The organism is Ramlibacter cellulosilyticus (genome assembly GCF_014297465.1).
In the GTDB taxonomy this organism is placed as follows: domain Bacteria; phylum Pseudomonadota; class Gammaproteobacteria; order Burkholderiales; family Burkholderiaceae_C; genus Ramlibacter; species Ramlibacter cellulosilyticus.
On record NZ_JACORT010000002.1, the window covers coordinates 530465 to 547722 of the forward strand.

A 17258-nucleotide genomic window follows, 5' to 3' on the forward strand; every position below is an offset into this window, starting at 1 on the left:
GTCTCCTTGTGGTGAATCAGTGCGGGAAGGGCCACAGGCGCAGCTTCTGCTTGCCGGTGGCCCAGAGGCGGGCGAGCCCGTGCGGCTCGACGACGAGGAACCAGACGATCAGGGCGCCGAAGATCATGAGCTGCGCGTGCTCGATGCCGGCGGTGCCGATGCTCATGCCGACCAGCGATGCGGCGGCAGGCAGGTAGTTGGCCAGGAAGATCGGCAGCACCACGATGAAGGCGGCGCCGAAGAAGCCGCCCGTGATGGAGCCGAGGCCGCCGATGATCACCATGAACAGCAGGCGGAAGGACTGCTCCACGGAGAATGCGGCCGGCTCCCAGGCGCCCAGGTAGATGAAGGCCCAGAGCGCGCCGGCCATGCCGACGATGAAGGAGCTCACGGCGAAGGCGGTGAGCTTGGCGTACATGGGGCGAATGCCGATCACCGCGGCGGCGACGTCCATGTCGCGGATCGCCATCCACTCGCGACCGATCGCGCTGCGCACCAGGTTCTTCGCGAGCAGCGCCGTCACCACGAGGAAGCTGAGGCAGAACCAGTACTTGGCCGCGTCGGAGTCGAGCGGGAAGCCGAACACCTGCAGGTTGTTCACCGAGACCGAGCCCGAGGGCGAGTCGTTGGTGAACCACTTGATGCGCAGGAACATCCAGTCGGCGAAGAACTGCGCGGCCAGCGTGGCGACCGCGAGGTAGAGGCCTTTCACGCGCAGGCTGGGCAGGCCGAAGAGGATGCCGAACGCCATGGCGCACACGCCGCCGAGGAGGATCGCCGGGATCAGCGGCATGTCCGGCACGCGCACGAAGAAGTTGTAGGCGCCGTAGGCACCCACCGCCATGAACGCGCCGGAGCCGAGCGAGATCTGGCCGCAGTAGCCGACGAGGATGTTCACGCCCAGCGCCGCCAGCGCCATGATCAGGAAGGGGATCAGGACGGCGGGGAACATGTACGGGCTCGCCAGCGCCGGGACGGCGAGGTAGGCGAAGAGGAGGAGCGCCAGCATCCCCCACCGGTCCTGCAGGATCGGGAAGATCTGCTGGTCGGCGCGGTAGCTGGTCTTGAACTGGCCGTTCTCGCGGTAAAGCATGGTCAGACCCGATCGATGATCTTTTCCCCGAACAGGCCCTGGGGACGAATGAGCAGGAACCCGAGCGCCAGCACGTAGGCGAACCAGATCTCGATGCCGCCGCCGACCAGCGGGCCGATGTACACCTCCGAGAGCTTCTCGCCCACGCCGATGATCAGCCCGCCGATGATGGCGCCCGGCACCGAGGTGAGGCCGCCGAGGATCACGACGGGCAGCGCGCGCAAGGCCACCGTCGCCAGCGAGAACTGCACGCCCAGCTTGCTGCCCCAGATCATTCCGGCGACCAGCGCCACCACGCCGGCAACGCACCACACGATGACCCAGATGCGCGCAAGCGGGATGCCGATCGACTGCGCGGCCTGGTGGTCGTCCGCCACGGCGCGCAGCGCCCGGCCGGTGGAGGTCTTCTGGAAGAAGAGGCTCAGGAGCAGCACGAGCGCCGCCGAGATGAGCGCCGCAATCAGGTCTTCCTTGTTGACCAGGATGCCGCCTTCGAACACCTTGTCGAAGGCGATCACCGGGTCCTTCGGCATGCCGATGTCGATCTTGTAGATGCTGTTGCCGAACAGCGTCTGGCCCAGGCCTTCGAGGAAGTAGGTGATGCCCAGCGTGGCCATCAGCAGCGTCGCGCCTTCCTGGTTCACGAGGTGGCGCAGCACCAGGTACTCGATGACCCACGCGACCGCGAACATGATCGCGCCGGCGATGACAAAGGCGGCGACGTTGGCGAACACGGGGCTCTGGATGCCGGTCCATGCCGGGATCCATTCTGCGAAGCGCGCCATGGCGAGCGCCGCGAACAGCACCATCGCGCCCTGCGCGAAGTTGAAGACGCCGGAGGCCTTGAAGATCAGCACGAAGCCGAGCGCCACCAGCGAATAGAGCATGCCGGCCATGAGGCCGCCCAGGAGGGTTTCGAGGAAGAAGCCCATGTCAGTGCGTCGTGCCCAGGTAAGCTTTGATCACGTCGGGATTGCTGCGGACTTCGTCCGGCGCGCCGTCGCCGATCTTCTTGCCGTAGTCCAGCACCACGACACGGTCGGAGATGTCCATGACCACGCCCATGTCGTGCTCGATCAGGACCACGGTCGTGCCGAACTCGTCGTTCACGTCGAGGATGAAGCGGCACATGTCCTGCTTCTCTTCCAGGTTCATGCCGGCCATGGGCTCGTCCAGCAGCAGCACCTGCGGCTCCATGGCCAGCGCGCGGCCCAGGTCCACGCGCTTCTGCAGTCCGTAGGGCAGCTGGCCCACGGGGGTCTTGCGGTAGGCCTGGATCTCGAGGAAGTCGATGATGCGTTCCACCGCCTCGCGGTGCCGCATCTCCTCGCGCTCGGCGGGCCCGATGCGCAGCGCCTGCAGCAGCAGGTTGCTGCGGATGCGCAGGTTGCGGCCCGTCATGATGTTGTCCAGGACGCTCATGCCCTTGAACAGCGCGAGGTTCTGGAAGGTGCGCGCGATGCCCATCTCCGCCACCTGCCGGCTCTTCATGTGGTGGAAGGTCTTGCCGCGGAAGGTGATGCTGCCCTGCTGCGGCTGGTACACGCCGTTGATGCAGTTCAGCATCGAGCTCTTGCCGGCGCCGTTCGGGCCGATGATGGCGCGCACCTCGTGTTCGCGCACGTCGAAGGAGATGTCCGTGAGCGCCTTCACGCCGCCGAACGCCAGCGAGATGTTGCGCACGTCGAGGATGACTTCGCCGAGCTTGCGGCCGGTGGCAGGCGAGGCGGCGACCACGCCGGGATCGTCGACGATCTTCATGCGGCGGCCCTCATGGCGGGGAAGGTGCGGGCGTCGAGGATCTTCAGCGTGGCGCTCACGGTGCCGGTGCGGCCATCCTCGAACTTGACCTGCGTGGCGATGTACTGCTCGTTCAGGCCGGCGTACAGCGCATCCACCAGCACGCCATATTTCTCGGCGATGAAGCCGCGGCGGACCTTGTTGGTGCGCGTGAGCTCGCCGTCGTCCGCGTCCAGCTCCTTGTGCAGGATGAGGAAGCGGTGCACCTGGCTGCCGGCGAGCTTCTCGTCGGACGCGAGGTCGGCGTTGACCTTCTCGATGCACTCCTTGACCAGCTGGTAGACCTCGGGCTTCTGCGCGAGGTCGGTGTAGCCCGCGTACGGCAGGTTGCGCTTCTCCGCCCAGTTGCCCACGGCCTCGAAGTCGATGTTGACCAGGGCGCAGACCATGTCGCGCCGGTCGCCCATGGCCACGGCTTCCTTGATGTGCGGGAAGAACTTGAGCTTGTTCTCGATGTACTTGGGCGCGAAGAGCGAGCCGTCCGCGAGCTTGCCGACGTCCTTCGCCCGGTCGATGATCTTCAGGTGGCCGTGCGCGTCCAGGAAGCCGGCGTCCCCCGTGCGGTACCAGCCTTCGGCGGTCTTCACTTCGGCGGTGGCTTCCGGGTTCTTGTAGTACTCCTTCAGCAGGCCCGGCGAACGCACGAGGATCTCGCCGTTGTCTTCGAGGCGGATCTCCACGTCCCGGCACGGGATGCCCACCGTGTCGGCGCGCACCTGGTGGTCCGGCTGCATGCAGACGAACACCGCCGTTTCCGTGCTGCCATAGAGCTGCTTCAGGTTGATGCCGATCGCGCGGTAGAAGGTGAACAGGTCGGGCCCGATCGCCTCGCCCGCGGTGTAGGCCACGCGCACGCGCGACATGCCGAGGTTGTTGCGCAGCGGCCCGTACACGAGCACGTTGCCCAGCGCGTACCTGAGGCGATCCAGGAAGCCCACGGACTGGCCGTCGCGCAGCGCAGGGCCGACGCGCCGCGCCACGTCCATGAAATGGTGGAACATCGCGCGCTTGATCGCGCCGGCGTCCTCCATGCGGATCATCACGCTCGTGAGCAGGCCCTCGAAGATGCGCGGCGGCGCGAAGTAGTAGGTGGGGCCGATCTCCTTGAGGTCGATCATCACCGTGCCCGAGGACTCGGGGCAGTTCACCACGAAGCCGCAGGCGAGCCACTGGGCGTAGCTGAAGATGTTCTGGCCCACCCAGGCCGGCGGCAGGTAGGCGAGCACCTCCTCTCGCTCGGTGAGCTTGTCGAACTCGGCGCCGGCCCGCGCGCGATCGAGCAGGGTGCGGTGCGTGTGCACCACGCCCTTCGGCTGCCCCGTGGTGCCGGAGGTGAAGAACATGGCGGCGACGTCGTCGGGCTGGCCCTTGTCCACTTCGCTGCGCACGAGGTCGGGATGCGCTTGCCCGAATTGCTCGCCTTGCTGCAGCAGGACGTCGAGCGACGCGAGCCCCGGCTCGCTGTAGTTGCGCAGGCCCCGCGGATCGTCGAACCAGATGCGCGACAGCTGCGGGCACTGCGTGCGTACCTCCAGCAGCTTGTCCACCTGCTCCTGGTCCTCGGCGATCGCGAAGCGCACTTCCGCGTTGTTGATCGGGTAGGCGCATTCCGCCGCGACGGCGTCCTGGTAGAGCGGCACCGGGATGGCGCCTAGCGACTGCGCGGCCAGCATCGCCGCGTACAGGCGCGGCCGGTTGGCACCGATCACGACGATGTGCTCGCCGCGCGCGAGGCCCGCCTGGTGCAGTCCGCAGGTCATGTGGTCGACCATGCGGGCCAGTCCAGCCCACGTGAGCGTCTGCCAGATGCCGTATTCCTTCTCGCGCATTGCCGCGGCCTGCGGCCGTTGGGCTGCGTGCTGCGCCAGCAGCCGCGGGAAAGTGCTGTCCATGCCGTGTCCTTGCATGCGTATCCGGCGCAATGTAGGCAGGGGTTTGACGCCAATCTGTCTTTGCGACGACATTCCTAGGGATAATCCTTGGAGGGACTAACCCTAGACCCCCGCCTTCCATGCCTTCCGAACTCACGCTGCACCAGCGCCGCCGCGACCCGACGGCGGACGAACTCGCGGGCATCCCGTGGCTCGCGCTGCTGGGGCCCGCGGAGCGGGAGCGCGCCGTGGCCGACATCAAGGTGGGCGATGCGCTCGCGGGCGACTACGTCTGCCGCGTGGGGCGCCCGGTGACCTACTGGTTCGGCGTCGTCGAAGGCCTGCTGAAGATGAGCAACGAGACCGCGCAGGGCCAGACCATCACCTTCAGCGGCCTGCCGCCCGGGGGCTGGTTCGGCGAAGGCACGGTGCTCAAGCGCGAGATCTACCGCTACAACGTGCAGGCCCTGCGGCGCAGCACGGTCGCCGGCCTGACGGCGGACACCTTCCACTGGCTGCTGGATCATTCGATCGGCTTCAACCGCTTCGTGATGAACCAGCTCAACGAGCGGCTGGCGCAGTTCATCGCGGCGCGCGAGATCGACCGCATGAACAATCCCGACCTGCGCGTCGCACGCAACCTCGCCGCGCTGTTCAACCCCGTGCTGTTCCCGGGCGTGGGCGAGGTGCTGCGCATCACGCAGCAGGAGCTCGCCTACCTCGTGGGCCTGTCGCGCCAGCGCGTGAACGAGGCGCTCTCGTCCCTGCAGGAGCAGGGCATCATCGAAGTCGAATACGGCGGCCTGCGCATCCTGGACCTGCCGTCGCTGCGTTCCGCCCCTTTCCCCACCCGCACCCATGCCTGATTCCCCCGCCGCTCCCGGCGCCACGACCCGCCTGAACAAACGCATGGCCGAACTCGGCCTGTGCTCGCGCCGCGAGGCCGACGAATGGATTGCCCGCGGCTGGGTGAAGGTGGACGGCGCCGTCGCGCCCATGGGCCTGCAGGTCGCCCCGAACGCACGCATCGAGATCGACCCGAAGGCGCGCGGCCAGCAGCGCGAGCAGGTGACGATCCTGCTGCACAAGCCGATCGGCTACGTGAGCGGCCAGGCGGAGGAAGGCTACGAGCCCGCCGTCGTCCTGGTGCAAGGGCGCAACCGCTGGAAGGGCGACACCGCGCCACAGCGCTTCGCGCCCGCGCAGCTCAAGGGCCTCGCGCCCGCGGGCCGCCTCGACATCGATTCCACCGGTTTGCTGGTGCTGACGCAGGACGGCCGCGTGGCGCGCCAGTTGATCGGCGAGGACTCGACGACCGAGAAGGAGTACCTGGTCCGCGTGAGCTTCGGGCCGGTGGCGAACGACGTGCAATCGGCTTTCCCGCCGGCGCAGCTCGCGCGCCTGCGCCACGGCCTGAGCCTCGACGGCCAGGCGCTCAAGCCCGCGAAGGTGGACTGGCAGAACCCGGAGCAGCTGCGCTTCGTGCTCACGGAGGGCAAGAAGCGCCAGATCCGGCGCATGTGCGAGCTGGTGGGGCTGAGGGTCGTCGGCCTCAAGCGCGTGCGCATCGGCCGCGTGACGCTCGGGCAGCTGCCGTTGGGGCAGTGGCGGTACCTGGCGCCGAACGAGCGGTTCTAGCGGTCGCCTGGCGGCGACCAGCGGTTGCCTGATCCGGGCTCCGTTACTTACAGTCACGCTTCTTGTTCTACTACAGGAAGCCCCCATGCAGTCCATGAACGTCGTCGGCTTCGGCAAGGACGACATCGACAACGTCCTCTCCAAGCTGACCGCGCAGGAGATCGACCAGCTCGCCTTCGGCGCCGTGCAGCTGGACGCCCGCGGCACCATCCTCCAGTACAACGCCGCGGAGGCCAGCATCACCGGGCGTGCGAGCAAGGACGTGCTGGGCAGGAACTTCTTCCGCGACGTTGCCCCGTGCACCAACTCGCCGAAGTTCAAGGGCGTGTTCGACGCCGGGGTGCGCAAGGGCGACCTGAACACGATGTTCGAGTACGTCTTCGACTACAACATGTCGCCGACCAAGGTGAAGATCCACATGAAGAAGGCGATCGCCGGCGACAGCTACTGGATCTTCGTCAAGCGCCTGTGAACACCCGGTGGTGGGAGCCGCGGCTCGCGCTGCGGCGCTTCGTGGCGGACCTCGTCGCGGGCGAGCTCGCGCACCTGCGGCGCGGTGCCTTGCCCGTGCCGCAGCCCTGGGCCGAGGACCTGCGCCTGGACGAGGACCTGGCCGTCGATTCGCTGGAGCTGATCACGCTGGCCGCCGCACTGGCCGAAGCGCTGCACCTGCACGAGTCCGGCATCGAGGACTACCTGCTCGCGCGCCGCACCATCGGCGAGTGGACCGACATCGCGGCGGCGGGGCTGGAGCGCTTCGATGCGCGCCTCACCTTCCGCACCTCGGGCAGCAGCGGGACGCCCAAGCCCTGCCCGCATGCGGTCGCGACGCTGCAGCAGGAGACGGCGCATCTCGCCACCCTCTTTGCAGGCCGGCGCCGCGTGCTCTGCGCAGTCCCCTCGCACCACATCTACGGATTCCTGCTCGGCGTGCTGTTGCCGCGCGAGCTGGGTGTTGCCGCCGATGCGGTGGTCGACCTGCGGGCCAGCTCTCCGGCGTGGCTCGCGCGCGGCGCGCAGCCTGGCGACCTGGTGGTCGCGCACCCGGACTTCTGGACCGCGGTGGCCCGCGCCGTGCCGCAGCTGCCCGCCCACGTGGTGGGCGTGAGCTCCACGGCGCCGCTTGCCGTCGATACCGCGCGTCGACTTGGCGAAAGCGGGCTCGCCCGCCTCGTCCAGGTGTACGGCGCTTCGGAGACGGGAGGCATCGCATGGCGCCGCTCGCACGACGATCCGTACACCCTTTTCCCGCATTGGCGATTGGACGCGGATGACGCGCGTTCGCTGTTGCGCACCTTGCCCGATGGCGCGCAGCAGCCCTTCGCGCCCCAGGACGCGCTGCAGCCCGTCGGCGAGCGGCAGTTCGTCCTGGGCGCGCGCCACGATGCCGCCGTGCAGGTCGGCGGCATCAATGTCTTCCCCGAGCGCGTGCGCGACGTGCTGCGCCGGCACCCTGGCGTCGAGGACGTGGCCGTGCGGCTGATGCGCCCGGAGGAAGGCACGCGCCTGAAGGCCTTCATCGTGCCGCGGTCCGGCACGGCCCACGACGACGCCCTCCTGGCCGACCTGCGGACCTGGATCGAGCGCGAGCTGACGCCGCCCGAACGGCCCAAGGCCCTGCGGCTCGGTCCCCGCCTGCCCGTCGGCCCCACCGGCAAGCCGGCCGAGTGGGACCTGCAGGAGGGTGGCCTGCGACCGGCCGCCTAGGCCGGCGCGCTCAGCAACCAGTCCCCCAGCGTGCGCACGGCCGCCCCGGCCTGCGCATCGCCTTCCAGCTGCAACTGCACGGCCTCGACCATGCCCGGAAAGGCGGGGTCGTTCAGCAGCGCTGTGCCGAACTCGCGCGCCAGCTGCGCCTCCAGCAGCACGCGCACCGCCTTGCGCCGGCCGTCCGGGTCGGACCGGTCGATGGCAGCCAGGCGCTGCGCGAGCGCCTGCGCCGCGGCGTCCGGCGGCGCGCCGCCGCGAGCCCGCGCCGGCCCGCCCGTGCGGGAGGACGGACGCCGCGCCGACAGGCGCATCTGGAGAGCAGCCAGGACGGAAGCCCGGGGATCGATGGTCGTCACCGCAATACATCCGCAGGAATCGCCCGCGGTTTAGGCCACGTGCGCTTCCGCCACCCGCGTGACCTTCCGGCCCGCGATGATCATGCCGAGCACCTCGTCTTCGGTGACCTCCGCGGTGCGGAAGGTGCCCACCGCGCGCCCGTTCTTCATCACGCACAGGCGGTCGGACAGGCCGAACACGTCCGGCATGTCGTGCGAAATGAGGAAGATGCCCACGCCCGCGGCCTTGAGCGTCCGCACCAGTTCGTGGACCATGCGCGTTTCCTCCGGGCCGAGGGCGGCGCAGGGCTCGTCCATGATCAGGGTCCGGGCGCGGAAGTAGACGGCACGCGAAATGGCCACGACCTGGCGCTGGCCGCCCGAGAGCGCGCGAACGGGCACGCGGATGTTGCGGAAGTGGGGATTGAGCTGGCGGAACACCTCGCGCGCCGCGCGCTCCATCGCGAAGTCGTCCAGCAGGCCCCAGCGGTTCTTCAGCTCGCGCCCGAGGAACAGGTTGGAGACGCTGTCCAGGTTGTCGGCGAGCGCCAGCGTCTGGTAGATCGTCTCGATGCCGAGGGCCTGCGCGTCGGAGGGGTTGGCGAGCGTGGCCGCCTCGCCGTTCACGCGGATCGCGCCCTGGTCGATCGGAAAGGCGCCGGCGAGCAGCTTCATCAGCGTGGACTTGCCCGCGCCGTTGTGTCCCAGCACCGCGACGACCTCGCCCGGGTAGAGGCTCAGGTTCACGCCGTCGACCGCGCGCACGCCGCCGAAGGACTTGGCGACGTCCTGGAACTCGACGAGCGGCACCGTGCTCATTGCGAGCGCTCCCCGGTGCGGCGGCGGTAGATCACGTCGAACACCACGGCCACGATGAGCACCTGCCCGATGATCAGCATGCGGTGGCCCACGCTCACGTCCAGCAGCAGCAGGCCGCTTTCCAGGAACTGGATCACGAGCGCACCGAGCACCGTCCCCAGCACCGTGCCACTTCCGCCGGACAGCGCGATGCCTCCGATCACCGCGGCGGCGATGGCGTACAGCTCCATGCCGCTGCCCAATGAATTCGTTCCGGCGTTCAGGCGCGAGACGGCGACGACGGCCGCCACGGCGACCATGGTCCCGAGCAGCACGAAAGTCTGGAGCATCACGCGCTTGACGGGGATGCCGACCAGCGCCGCCGCTTCCGGGTTGCCGCCGATGGCGTAGACGTAGCGGCCGAAGCTGGTGCGGTTGACGAGGAAGGCGATGAAGGCCACGACGAGCGCCCAGATCAGCACCGGGTTGGGGATGCCTTGCGGCGCCTCCTTGCTCGGGATGCGGTACGCGCACATCGCCGCCACGAAGCCGAGCACGGCCACGGCGAAGAAGCCGGTGTACAGGACGTCCAGCAGCAGCGGACGGGGCGTGAAGCCGTGCTGCACGGCGAGCCGCCGCCGCCGCGCGGCGTTCCAGGCGAGCCAGCCGCACACGAGGATGCCGAGCGCCCAGCTGCCCGTCACGCCGATGGCGCCATCGAGCCCGCCGCCGATCAGCAGGAAGGTGGCGTCGGTGACCGGTTGCGTGCGGCCGTCGGAGATGAGGAAGGCGACGCCCCGGAAGGTGACCAGGCCCCCGAGGGTCACCACGAAGGAAGGCACGCCCAGGTAAGCCGTGAGCCAGCCCTGGTACACCGCGATCGCAACGGCCACCGCCCAGCCGGCGAGGCAGGCCGGCGCCCAGTGCCAGCCCTTCGTGTAGATCAGCCACGCGACCAGCACGCCCACCGTCGCGAGCACGGAGCCGACCGACAGGTCGATCTGGCGCTCGACGATCACCAGCGCGATGGCCGCGGCGACGATGCCGACCACCGCCGACTGCTGCGCGACGTTGTAGAGATTCTCCGGCGTGAGGAAGTTGCCGGTGACGGCGTGGAAGGCGATGGCCATGGCCGCCAGCACGGCGGCCATGATCGCCAGGCGCAGGTCCAGCGAGCTGACGTGCAGCCGCTCGGTGAGAGGCACGGGCGCCGCGCGCGCCCTGCCGGCTTCCTCGTCGTGCAGGGCCTGCGCGGCCCCGCCGTCGGTCAGCGCCACGCGCTCACTTGCAGGCCGCGGGGCCCGTGGCCTTGTCGACGCCGCGGCAGACTGCATCCTTCGAGATCCAGCCCGCCTTGATCACCGAGTCCAGCTTGTCGGCTGTGACGGCGACGGGCTTGAGCAGGATCGCGTTCATCTTCACCTTCTTCTCGCCGCCGTCGAACGTGGTGGCGCCGGCAGGCTTCTGCCCCTTGGCCAGGGCAACCGCGACGGTCGCCGCTTCGCGGCCGAGGTCGCGCGCGTCCTTCCAGACCGAGACGGTCTGCGTGCCGAGCGCGACGCGGTTCAGCGCCGCATGGTCGCCGTCCTGCCCGGACACCGGCACGCCCTTGAGCCCGCGCGCCGAGAGCGCCGCCACCACGCCGCCGGCCGTGCCGTCGTTGGAGGCGACCACCGCGTCGACCTTGTTGCCGGACTTGGTGAGGATCTGCTCCATGTTGCGCTGGGCGACCTCCGGCTTCCAGCCGTCGGTGTATTCCTCGCCGACGATCTTGATGTCGCCCTTCTTGATCGCGTCCGCCAGCACCTCCTGCTGGCCTTCGCGCAGCAGGTTCGCATTCGGGTCCGTGGAGGACCCCTTGATCATCGCGTAGTTGCCCTTGGGCTTGGCCGCGAAGATGGAGCGTGCCTGCAGGCGACCCACCTCCTTGTTGTCGAAGGAGATGTAGAACACTTCCGGCGCTTCGATCAGGCGGTCGTAGGCGACGACGGGGATGCCCTTCGCCTTGGCCTTCGCGATCGCCGGCGCGATGGCGTCCTTGTCGTAGGCGAGGATGATGAGGACCTTGGCGCCCTTGTTGATCAGGCCTTCGACGTCGGCGATCTGCTTCTCGGCCGAGGCGTTGGCGTCGGCGCTGACGTAGCTGGCTCCGAGCTTGGCAAGCTGGTCCTTGATGGCCTTCTCGTCGGTCTTCCAGCGCTCCTCCTGGAAGTTGGACCAGCTCACGCCGACGACTTGCGCGAGGCTGGGCGACGAGGCCGCGGCGAAGAGCGCCGCAAGCAGGAACGCGTACTGCTTCTTCATGGCTGTCTCCTTCCCTGAGTGGATCGGGCACGCGGATTCCAGCACTTTTTGGACGCGGCTGGAAGCGGGGCACCGCCATAGGGAAAAGGCTAGGCACCCGGGAGGGTGGACCGGCCGGCCCTGTCCCCGACAGAATCGGGCATGCGCAAGCTCTTCGTTGGCACCGCGCTCCTGGCCTTGCTGGCGCTGGTGCTCGTCTCCGGCGAATTCCTGCCTTCTCGCGAACAGCGCGAGGCGCGCATCGCGCTGGTCCGGCGCACCGTCGCGACGCTGGAGCGGATGGAGGCGGTGGCCACGGAGGTGATCGCGGGCGACCGCTCGCGCGTGCAGGACCTGCAGGCGGGCGCCCGGGACGTGGTCTCGGCGGCGCGCACGCTGAAGGAGGGAGACCGTCCCGCCCAGGCGGTGCCTGCGTCCCTGCAGGAGCGCATGGACGAACTGGTGCCGGTGGTCGTGCGCCTGCGGAACAACGTGCGGACGATCGGGCGCGCGGACGACAGCCTGCAGGGGCGCATCTCGCGGCAGGAGGCCGCGGAGATGGTCCTCGCCGATGGCGCCGTCGCGCGCCGGCACCTGCACTGGCTCGCGGGCGCCCTGGAGGCCACCGACCACGGTCGCATCTGGTGGAACATCGGCTTCCTGCTGCTGGCGGGGCTCGCGGTGCTGGGGCTCGCCTGGCCGCGGCGCGCGACGCGCTTCATGCCATCGCAGCGGCAGGCCCCATGAAAAAAGCCCGCGGCTTCCACCGCGGGCTTTCTCGTCGAAGCAGGAAGCTTCAGGCGGACATTACATGTCCATGCCGCCCATGCCACCCATGCCGCCCATGCCGCCACCGGGCATGGCGGGAGCGTCTTCCTTCGGCGCTTCCGCGACCATGGCTTCGGTCGTCAGCATCAGGGACGAAACGGACGCGGCGTTCTGCAGCGCGGTGCGGGTCACCTTGGTGGGGTCCAGGATGCCCATCTCGATCATGTCGCCGTAGGTGTCGTTGGCGGCGTTGAAGCCGTAGTTGCCCTTGCCACCCAGCACGGCGTTGACGACCACGGAGGGCTCGCCACCGGCGTTCGCCACGATCTCGCGCAGCGGGGACTCGATCGCCTTCAGCACCAGCTTGATGCCGGCGTCCTGGTCGGCGTTGTCGCCCTTGATGGCGCCGGCGGCCTGGCGGGCACGCAGCAGCGCGACGCCGCCGCCGGCCACGATGCCTTCTTCCACGGCAGCGCGGGTGGCGTGCAGCGCGTCTTCCACGCGCGCCTTCTTTTCCTTCATTTCCACTTCGGTCGCGGCACCGACCTTGATCACGGCAACGCCGCCGGCCAGCTTGGCCACGCGCTCCTGCAGCTTCTCGCGGTCGTAGTCGGACGTGGCTTCCTCGATCTGCACGCGCACTTGCTTCACGCGGGCTTCGATGTCGGCAGCGGCGCCGGCGCCGTCGATGATGGTGGTGTTTTCCTTGCCCACTTCGATGCGCTTGGCCTGGCCCAGGTCGGCCAGCGTCACCTTCTCGAGCGTCAGGCCGACTTCTTCCGAAATCACCTTGCCGCCGGTCAGGATGGCGATGTCTTCCAGCATGGCCTTGCGACGGTCGCCGAAGCCCGGAGCCTTGACGGCCACGACCTTCAGGATGCCGCGGATGGTGTTGACCACCAGGGTCGCCAGCGCTTCGCCTTCGACTTCTTCCGCGATGATCAGCAGCGGGCGCGAAGCCTTGGCAACCTGCTCCAGCACGGGCAGCAGGTCACGGATGCTGGAGACCTTCTTGTCGTACAGCAGCACGAACGGGTTGTCGAGCAGCGCGCTTTGCTTCTCGGGGTTGTTGATGAAGTAGGGCGACAGGTAGCCGCGGTCGAACTGCATGCCTTCGACGACGTCCAGCTCGTTGTCCAGGGACTTGCCGTCCTCGACGGTGATCACGCCTTCCTTGCCGACCTTGTCCATCGCGTCGGCAATGATCTTGCCGATGGACTCGTCGCTGTTGGCGGAGATGGAGCCGACCTGCGCGATTTCCTTGGAGGTGGTCGTCGGCTTGGAGGCCTTCTTCAGCTGCTCGGTCAGGGCCACGACGGCCTTGTCGATGCCGCGCTTGAGGTCCATCGGGTTCATGCCGGCGGCCACGTACTTCATGCCTTCGCGCACGATGGCCTGGGCCAGCACGGTGGCGGTGGTGGTGCCGTCACCGGCGTTGTCGCTGGTCTTGGAAGCGACTTCCTTGACCATCTGCGCGCCCATGTTCTGCAGCTTGTCCTTCAGCTCGATTTCCTTGGCCACGGACACGCCGTCCTTGGTCACGGTGGGGGCGCCGAAGGAGCGCTCGAGCACCACGTTGCGGCCCTTGGGGCCCAGGGTCACCTTGACCGCGTTGGCCAGGATGTTCACGCCTTCGACCATGCGGTGGCGCGCGTCAGCGCCGAAAACCACGTCTTTAGCAGCCATGTTGTTTACTCCGGATATTCAGTTGGTTGCGGGGAGGAAGCGGTTCAGCGCTCGACGACCGCGAACAGGTCGTCTTCCTTCATGACCAGCAGCTCGTCGCCATCGACCTTGACGGTCTGGCCGCTGTACTTGCCGAACAGGACGCGGTCGCCGACCTTGACGTTCAGGGCGATCAGGTCGCCCTTGTCGCTCTTGCGGCCCGGGCCGACGGCCAGCACTTCACCCTGGTCAGGCTTCTCGGCGGCGTTGTCGGGGATCACGATCCCGGAGGCCGTCTTGGTTTCGTTCTCGAGGCGCTTGACGATCACGCGATCGTGCAGGGGGCGAAGTTTCATTGCATCTCCTTCATCGGAAACAGGGGACATCAAAAAGCGCCAACACAAGTTAGCGCTCATTAACTGTTCGTGGAGGGTGCCTGCCAGCTCTGCTGTTAGCACTCAGCTCCAACGAGTGCTAATGATAAGGGAACTCCTGTCGGTTTCAAGCGGGGCAGGGCGTAGTCCGGCGCCGACGGCGCCGAATCCGTAATACTTCCTGCTTCGCCGTGGCGCCTCCCGGCCGTGCGGGGGGACTTCCTAGCGGGCCGGCGCCGACGAGGCGGGACCCAGCAAGACGGCGATGGCGGCGATGAAGGCGTCGGCCGGTTCGCCGGCGGCGGCGCGCAGCCTGGCCAGCCCGACCACCCGGTCGTAGTGCGCGCGCTGCTGGTCCCGGCGGGCGTGCGCGAGTTGCTCCCGCGCCTGCAGCTCGTCCAGGACCGTCTTCAGCCCGGTCCCCTGGCCGGTGGTCGCCGCGCGCAGCGCAACCTCGGCGGCACGCAGCGCGTGTTCCGCCGCCTGGCTCTTCGCCTGCGCGGCCTGCGCCGTCGCCCAGGCCTGGCGGGCCTGCGTGAGCGCGTTGCGGCGCGCACCCTCGAGGTCTGCTTCGGCCTTCATCGCCATGGCAGCCGCTTCGCGCGCGCGCGCGCTGTTGCCGCCGCCCGAGTAGATCGGCACGTTCAGCTGCAGGCCCCAGGAATGTTCGCGGCTGCGGTACCCGGGCTGGCCGGGCGACGTGCCGCTGCCCTGGTCGATGCGGGCGTGGCGGCTGACGAAATCCACCGTCGGCTGGTGCAGCGCCTGCTGCTTGCGCACTTCCTCGCGTGCGGCGGCGACGGCGCGCTGGGCGGCCCGCACCGCGGGGCTGTCGCTCTCCACCCGTGCGAGCCATTCGGGCAAGGGAGCAAGCGGCGCGAACAGGAACGCGGCATCGCCGGACCGCCATTGCGGCACGTGGAAGGCGGGCAGCGGCCCGGTGAGCTGTTCCAGCACCGCGGTCTTCGCTTCGAGTTCCGTCTGCGCGCCGGCGCGATCGGCGAGCGCCTGCTCGTGGCGCGCGACGGCTTCCGCGGCCTGCACCTCGCTGTGCGTGCCGAGCGCCAGGCCGCGCTGCATCACCTCGCGCTGCTGGCGCGTCGCTTCCACCTGCTCGCCCGCGTTCACGACGCTGTCGCGGGCCGCCATCACGTCGAACCACGCGGTCACGAATTTGCCGTGCAGGTCCTGCTCGGTGGCGAGCGCTTCCCAGTACGCCTGCTGCTCGGACTCGCGCGCCTGCGCCAGCGCCGCCCAGTTCTGCGGGCGCCACAGCGGTTGCGTCAGGTTCACCTGCGCGGTGGTGGCGTAGTAACGCTCGCCCGTCTCCGGCGAAGGCTCGCCCGTGAACGGGTTCTGCGTGTTCTGCACGAAGGTGCGGCGGTTCAGGTTGCGGTTGGCGTTCGCGTCGATCTGCGGCAGCAACGCCGCGCGGGCGCCGATCGTGCGTTCCTCCGCCGCGGTGCGATTGGCCCGCGCCGCCTGCAGGGCCGGCTCGGTGGCCAGCGCGCGCTCCCAGGCGTCCGCGAAGCCCTGTGCCGCGGCCGCCTGCGCCACGCAGGCGATGGCGGCGAGCAACACGCCGCGCGCACGCGCTTGCCGCGTACGCACCGCCCCATAGAATCCGCCCGTCATCGAAACCTTGTCGTCATGTCGCACGGGGCACCCCTCCGCCCGGCACGGATCATACGGACACGGGTCCGTGCGGACAGGGTGCACCTCCCAAAGGACGACATGAGCCTGCTTCGCCGTTGCATTGCCGCCGCTTTCGGGCTCGCTGCCGCTTCGGCCTGGGGGCAGGCGGCGCACGACTGCCTGGTCGAACCGGCGCAGACCGTGGAAGTGGGCAGCCCCGGCACCGGCCTGCTGGAGCGGGTGCTGGTGCGCCGCGGCGACCGCGTCGCGCAAGGCCAGGTGCTCGCCGTGCTGGAAAGCCGCGCCGAGGCCGCCGCCGCCGAACTCGCGCGCCTGAAGTCGGAGGCGAAGGGCCCGCAGCAGGCCGCGCGCGAGAAGATGGAGTTCGCGCAGCGCAAGTACCAGCGGCGCAAGGAGATGGCGGAACAGAAGCTCGGCTCCGTGCAGGAGCGCGACGACGCCGAGGCCGAACTGGCGCAGGCGCGCGCCGAACTGCTGCTGGCGCAGGAGGCCGTGCAGCAGGCGAAGCAGGAGTACCAGCAGCAAAGCAGCATGCTGGCGCTGCGCACCGTGCGCAGCCCGTTCAACGGCGTCGTCGTCGACCAGCTCCTGTACCCGGGCGAGATCGTCGACGCCAGCAGCAACAAGCGCGCGATCCTGAAGCTCGCGCAGCTCGATCCGCTGCGCGTGCGCGTCATCGTCCCGATGAAGCTGTTCGGATCCGTGAAGCAGGGCCAGTCCATCGAGATCGCGCCCGAACTCGCGGGCAGCAAGGCCGCCTATCCGGCCACCGTGCGCTCGGTCGACCGCCTGGTCGACGCAGCAAGCGGCACGTTCACCGTCATCGCGGAAATGCCGAACCGCTCGCTCGACGTGCCCGCGGGCGTGCGTTGCAAGGCGCGCCTTTAGGGCCCCTTCCTACGGGTTAACGCGAGCACCGGGCGGCCCGCCCAGTTTCCCATTTCTGTCAAGACTCCTTTCGGCCAGCCTCCGGATGGAGGGTCGGATGTAGCCGATTGGTGGTAGCTGCTGCAGAATCTTTCGCAGCATCGCGCCCCGCCTCGGCGCGGTGACCCATATCGATCTACCAGGGGAGGGGCCTATGCGTCGTCACGCGTCCGGGCGCGCTCGCGCGTCCGAAAAGAACGTTCCTGCTGCCAAGCCGGTCTCGCCGGTGCAGCGTTTCCTGGTCCAGCCGCTTGCGGCGGCCGCGAAAGCGGCTCTCGCGGTTCGCCGGCCGCAGACGCAGGACGCCCCGCCCCCTCCTCCCAGCGCGCTGCCCATGCTG

General features: G+C 68.9%; 17 protein-coding genes. 6 read left to right on the top strand and 11 right to left on the bottom strand.

Annotation, left to right across the window (positions count from 1 at the left end):
• Positions 1 to 16 precede the first annotated feature (16 nt).
• From H8N03_RS08405 to H8N03_RS08420, 4 genes are read right to left on the bottom strand one after another with little or no spacing between them, the layout of a single operon-like run.
• Positions 17 to 1093, bottom strand: coding sequence for a branched-chain amino acid ABC transporter permease (locus H8N03_RS08405; RefSeq protein WP_187075701.1), 1077 nt, complete (start codon positions 1091 to 1093; stop codon positions 17 to 19).
• A 2-nt stretch (positions 1094 to 1095) separates the two neighbouring features.
• Positions 1096 to 2025 carry a branched-chain amino acid ABC transporter permease gene (locus H8N03_RS08410; protein ID WP_187075702.1) on the bottom strand — a complete coding sequence of 310 codons (930 nt, stop codon included), beginning with the start codon at positions 2023 to 2025 and terminating at the stop codon, positions 1096 to 1098.
• Between the two features lies 1 nt (position 2026).
• The gene (locus H8N03_RS08415) at positions 2027 to 2854 is read right to left on the bottom strand and encodes an ABC transporter ATP-binding protein (protein ID WP_187075703.1); all 828 of its coding nucleotides are present in this window, start codon (positions 2852 to 2854) and stop codon (positions 2027 to 2029) included.
• A complete protein-coding gene (locus H8N03_RS08420; protein ID WP_187075704.1) occupies positions 2851 to 4785 on the bottom strand; it encodes an AMP-dependent synthetase/ligase in 1935 nt (644 codons plus the stop codon). The genes H8N03_RS08415 and H8N03_RS08420 overlap by 4 nt, the downstream gene beginning before the upstream one ends.
• Before the next feature lie 119 nt (positions 4786 to 4904).
• On the opposite strand from H8N03_RS08420, the gene H8N03_RS08425 reads away from it, so the two are divergent.
• The 4 genes from H8N03_RS08425 (at position 4905) to pcl (ending at position 8109) form a co-directional block, all read left to right on the top strand.
• On the top strand, positions 4905 to 5630 hold the full coding sequence (locus tag H8N03_RS08425; protein WP_187075705.1) for a Crp/Fnr family transcriptional regulator: 726 nt from the start codon (positions 4905 to 4907) through the stop codon (positions 5628 to 5630).
• The gene (locus H8N03_RS08430) at positions 5623 to 6402 is read left to right on the top strand and encodes a pseudouridine synthase (protein WP_187075706.1); all 780 of its coding nucleotides are present in this window, start codon (positions 5623 to 5625) and stop codon (positions 6400 to 6402) included. Before H8N03_RS08425 ends, H8N03_RS08430 begins: the two co-directional genes overlap by 8 nt.
• Positions 6403 to 6487: 85 nt before the next feature.
• On the top strand, positions 6488 to 6874 hold the full coding sequence (gene pyp, locus H8N03_RS08435) for a photoactive yellow protein (protein WP_222622884.1): 387 nt from the start codon (positions 6488 to 6490) through the stop codon (positions 6872 to 6874).
• Positions 6871 to 8109: a 4-coumarate--CoA ligase gene (gene pcl / locus H8N03_RS08440; protein ID WP_187075707.1), complete on the top strand. Its 1239-nt coding sequence runs from the start codon at positions 6871 to 6873 to the stop codon at positions 8107 to 8109. The genes pyp and pcl overlap by 4 nt, the downstream gene beginning before the upstream one ends.
• On the opposite strand, the gene H8N03_RS08445 is transcribed toward pcl, so the two are convergent.
• From H8N03_RS08445 to xylF, 4 genes are read right to left on the bottom strand one after another with little or no spacing between them, the layout of a single operon-like run.
• The gene (locus H8N03_RS08445; RefSeq protein ID WP_187075708.1) at positions 8106 to 8468 is read right to left on the bottom strand and encodes a hypothetical protein; all 363 of its coding nucleotides are present in this window, start codon (positions 8466 to 8468) and stop codon (positions 8106 to 8108) included. The two genes, pcl and H8N03_RS08445, sit on opposite strands and share 4 nt — an antisense overlap.
• A gap of 30 nt (positions 8469 to 8498) precedes the next feature.
• Positions 8499 to 9266 (bottom strand): ATP-binding cassette domain-containing protein, encoded by a 768-nt coding sequence (locus H8N03_RS08450; RefSeq protein WP_187075709.1) that lies wholly within the window; start codon positions 9264 to 9266, stop codon positions 8499 to 8501.
• Positions 9263 to 10522, bottom strand: a complete 1260-nt coding sequence (locus H8N03_RS08455; RefSeq protein ID WP_354005092.1) for a sugar ABC transporter permease — start codon at positions 10520 to 10522, stop codon at positions 9263 to 9265. Before H8N03_RS08455 ends, H8N03_RS08450 begins: the two co-directional genes overlap by 4 nt.
• Positions 10523 to 10526: 4 nt before the next feature.
• Positions 10527 to 11549, bottom strand: coding sequence for a D-xylose ABC transporter substrate-binding protein (xylF, locus tag H8N03_RS08460; RefSeq protein ID WP_187075710.1), 1023 nt, complete (start codon positions 11547 to 11549; stop codon positions 10527 to 10529).
• 141 nt (positions 11550 to 11690) lie between these two features.
• Here xylF and H8N03_RS08465 point away from each other — a divergent pair, with 141 nt between their 5' ends.
• Positions 11691 to 12275 carry a hypothetical protein gene (locus H8N03_RS08465; protein WP_187075711.1) on the top strand — a complete coding sequence of 195 codons (585 nt, stop codon included), beginning with the start codon at positions 11691 to 11693 and terminating at the stop codon, positions 12273 to 12275.
• Between the two features lie 60 nt (positions 12276 to 12335).
• On the opposite strand, the gene groL is transcribed toward H8N03_RS08465, so the two are convergent.
• The 3 genes from groL to H8N03_RS08480 form a co-directional block, all read right to left on the bottom strand.
• A complete protein-coding gene (gene groL / locus H8N03_RS08470; protein ID WP_187075712.1) occupies positions 12336 to 13982 on the bottom strand; it encodes a chaperonin GroEL in 1647 nt (548 codons plus the stop codon).
• 44 nt (positions 13983 to 14026) lie between these two features.
• Entirely contained in the window at positions 14027 to 14317 is a 291-nt protein-coding gene (gene groES / locus H8N03_RS08475) for a co-chaperone GroES (protein ID WP_187075713.1), read from the bottom strand.
• Between the two features lie 240 nt (positions 14318 to 14557).
• The gene (locus H8N03_RS08480) at positions 14558 to 15946 is read right to left on the bottom strand and encodes a TolC family outer membrane protein (protein ID WP_187075714.1); all 1389 of its coding nucleotides are present in this window, start codon (positions 15944 to 15946) and stop codon (positions 14558 to 14560) included.
• Between the two features lie 123 nt (positions 15947 to 16069).
• Between H8N03_RS08480 and H8N03_RS08485 the strand changes: the two genes are divergently transcribed.
• The gene (locus H8N03_RS08485) at positions 16070 to 16879 is read left to right on the top strand and encodes an efflux RND transporter periplasmic adaptor subunit (protein WP_187075715.1); all 810 of its coding nucleotides are present in this window, start codon (positions 16070 to 16072) and stop codon (positions 16877 to 16879) included.
• Positions 16880 to 17258: the final 379 nt, after the last annotated feature.

Excerpts from the sequence above, each read along its gene's own strand:
- H8N03_RS08405 (WP_187075701.1), bottom strand. The coding sequence starts at position 1,093 with ATGCTTTACCGCGAGAACGGCCAGTTCAAGACCAGCTACCGCGCCGAC.
- H8N03_RS08410 (WP_187075702.1), bottom strand. The coding sequence starts at position 2,025 with ATGGGCTTCTTCCTCGAAACCCTCCTGGGCGGCCTCATGGCCGGCATG.
- H8N03_RS08415 (WP_187075703.1), bottom strand. The coding sequence starts at position 2,854 with ATGAAGATCGTCGACGATCCCGGCGTGGTCGCCGCCTCGCCTGCCACC.
- H8N03_RS08420 (WP_187075704.1), bottom strand. The coding sequence starts at position 4,785 with ATGGACAGCACTTTCCCGCGGCTGCTGGCGCAGCACGCAGCCCAACGG.
- H8N03_RS08425 (WP_187075705.1), top strand. The coding sequence starts at position 4,905 with ATGCCTTCCGAACTCACGCTGCACCAGCGCCGCCGCGACCCGACGGCG.
- H8N03_RS08430 (WP_187075706.1), top strand. The coding sequence starts at position 5,623 with ATGCCTGATTCCCCCGCCGCTCCCGGCGCCACGACCCGCCTGAACAAA.
- pyp (WP_222622884.1), top strand. The coding sequence starts at position 6,488 with ATGCAGTCCATGAACGTCGTCGGCTTCGGCAAGGACGACATCGACAAC.
- H8N03_RS08450 (WP_187075709.1), bottom strand. The coding sequence starts at position 9,266 with ATGAGCACGGTGCCGCTCGTCGAGTTCCAGGACGTCGCCAAGTCCTTC.
- xylF (WP_187075710.1), bottom strand. The coding sequence starts at position 11,549 with ATGAAGAAGCAGTACGCGTTCCTGCTTGCGGCGCTCTTCGCCGCGGCC.
- H8N03_RS08465 (WP_187075711.1), top strand. The coding sequence starts at position 11,691 with ATGCGCAAGCTCTTCGTTGGCACCGCGCTCCTGGCCTTGCTGGCGCTG.
- groL (WP_187075712.1), bottom strand. The coding sequence starts at position 13,982 with ATGGCTGCTAAAGACGTGGTTTTCGGCGCTGACGCGCGCCACCGCATG.
- groES (WP_187075713.1), bottom strand. The coding sequence starts at position 14,317 with ATGAAACTTCGCCCCCTGCACGATCGCGTGATCGTCAAGCGCCTCGAG.
- H8N03_RS08485 (WP_187075715.1), top strand. The coding sequence starts at position 16,070 with ATGAGCCTGCTTCGCCGTTGCATTGCCGCCGCTTTCGGGCTCGCTGCC.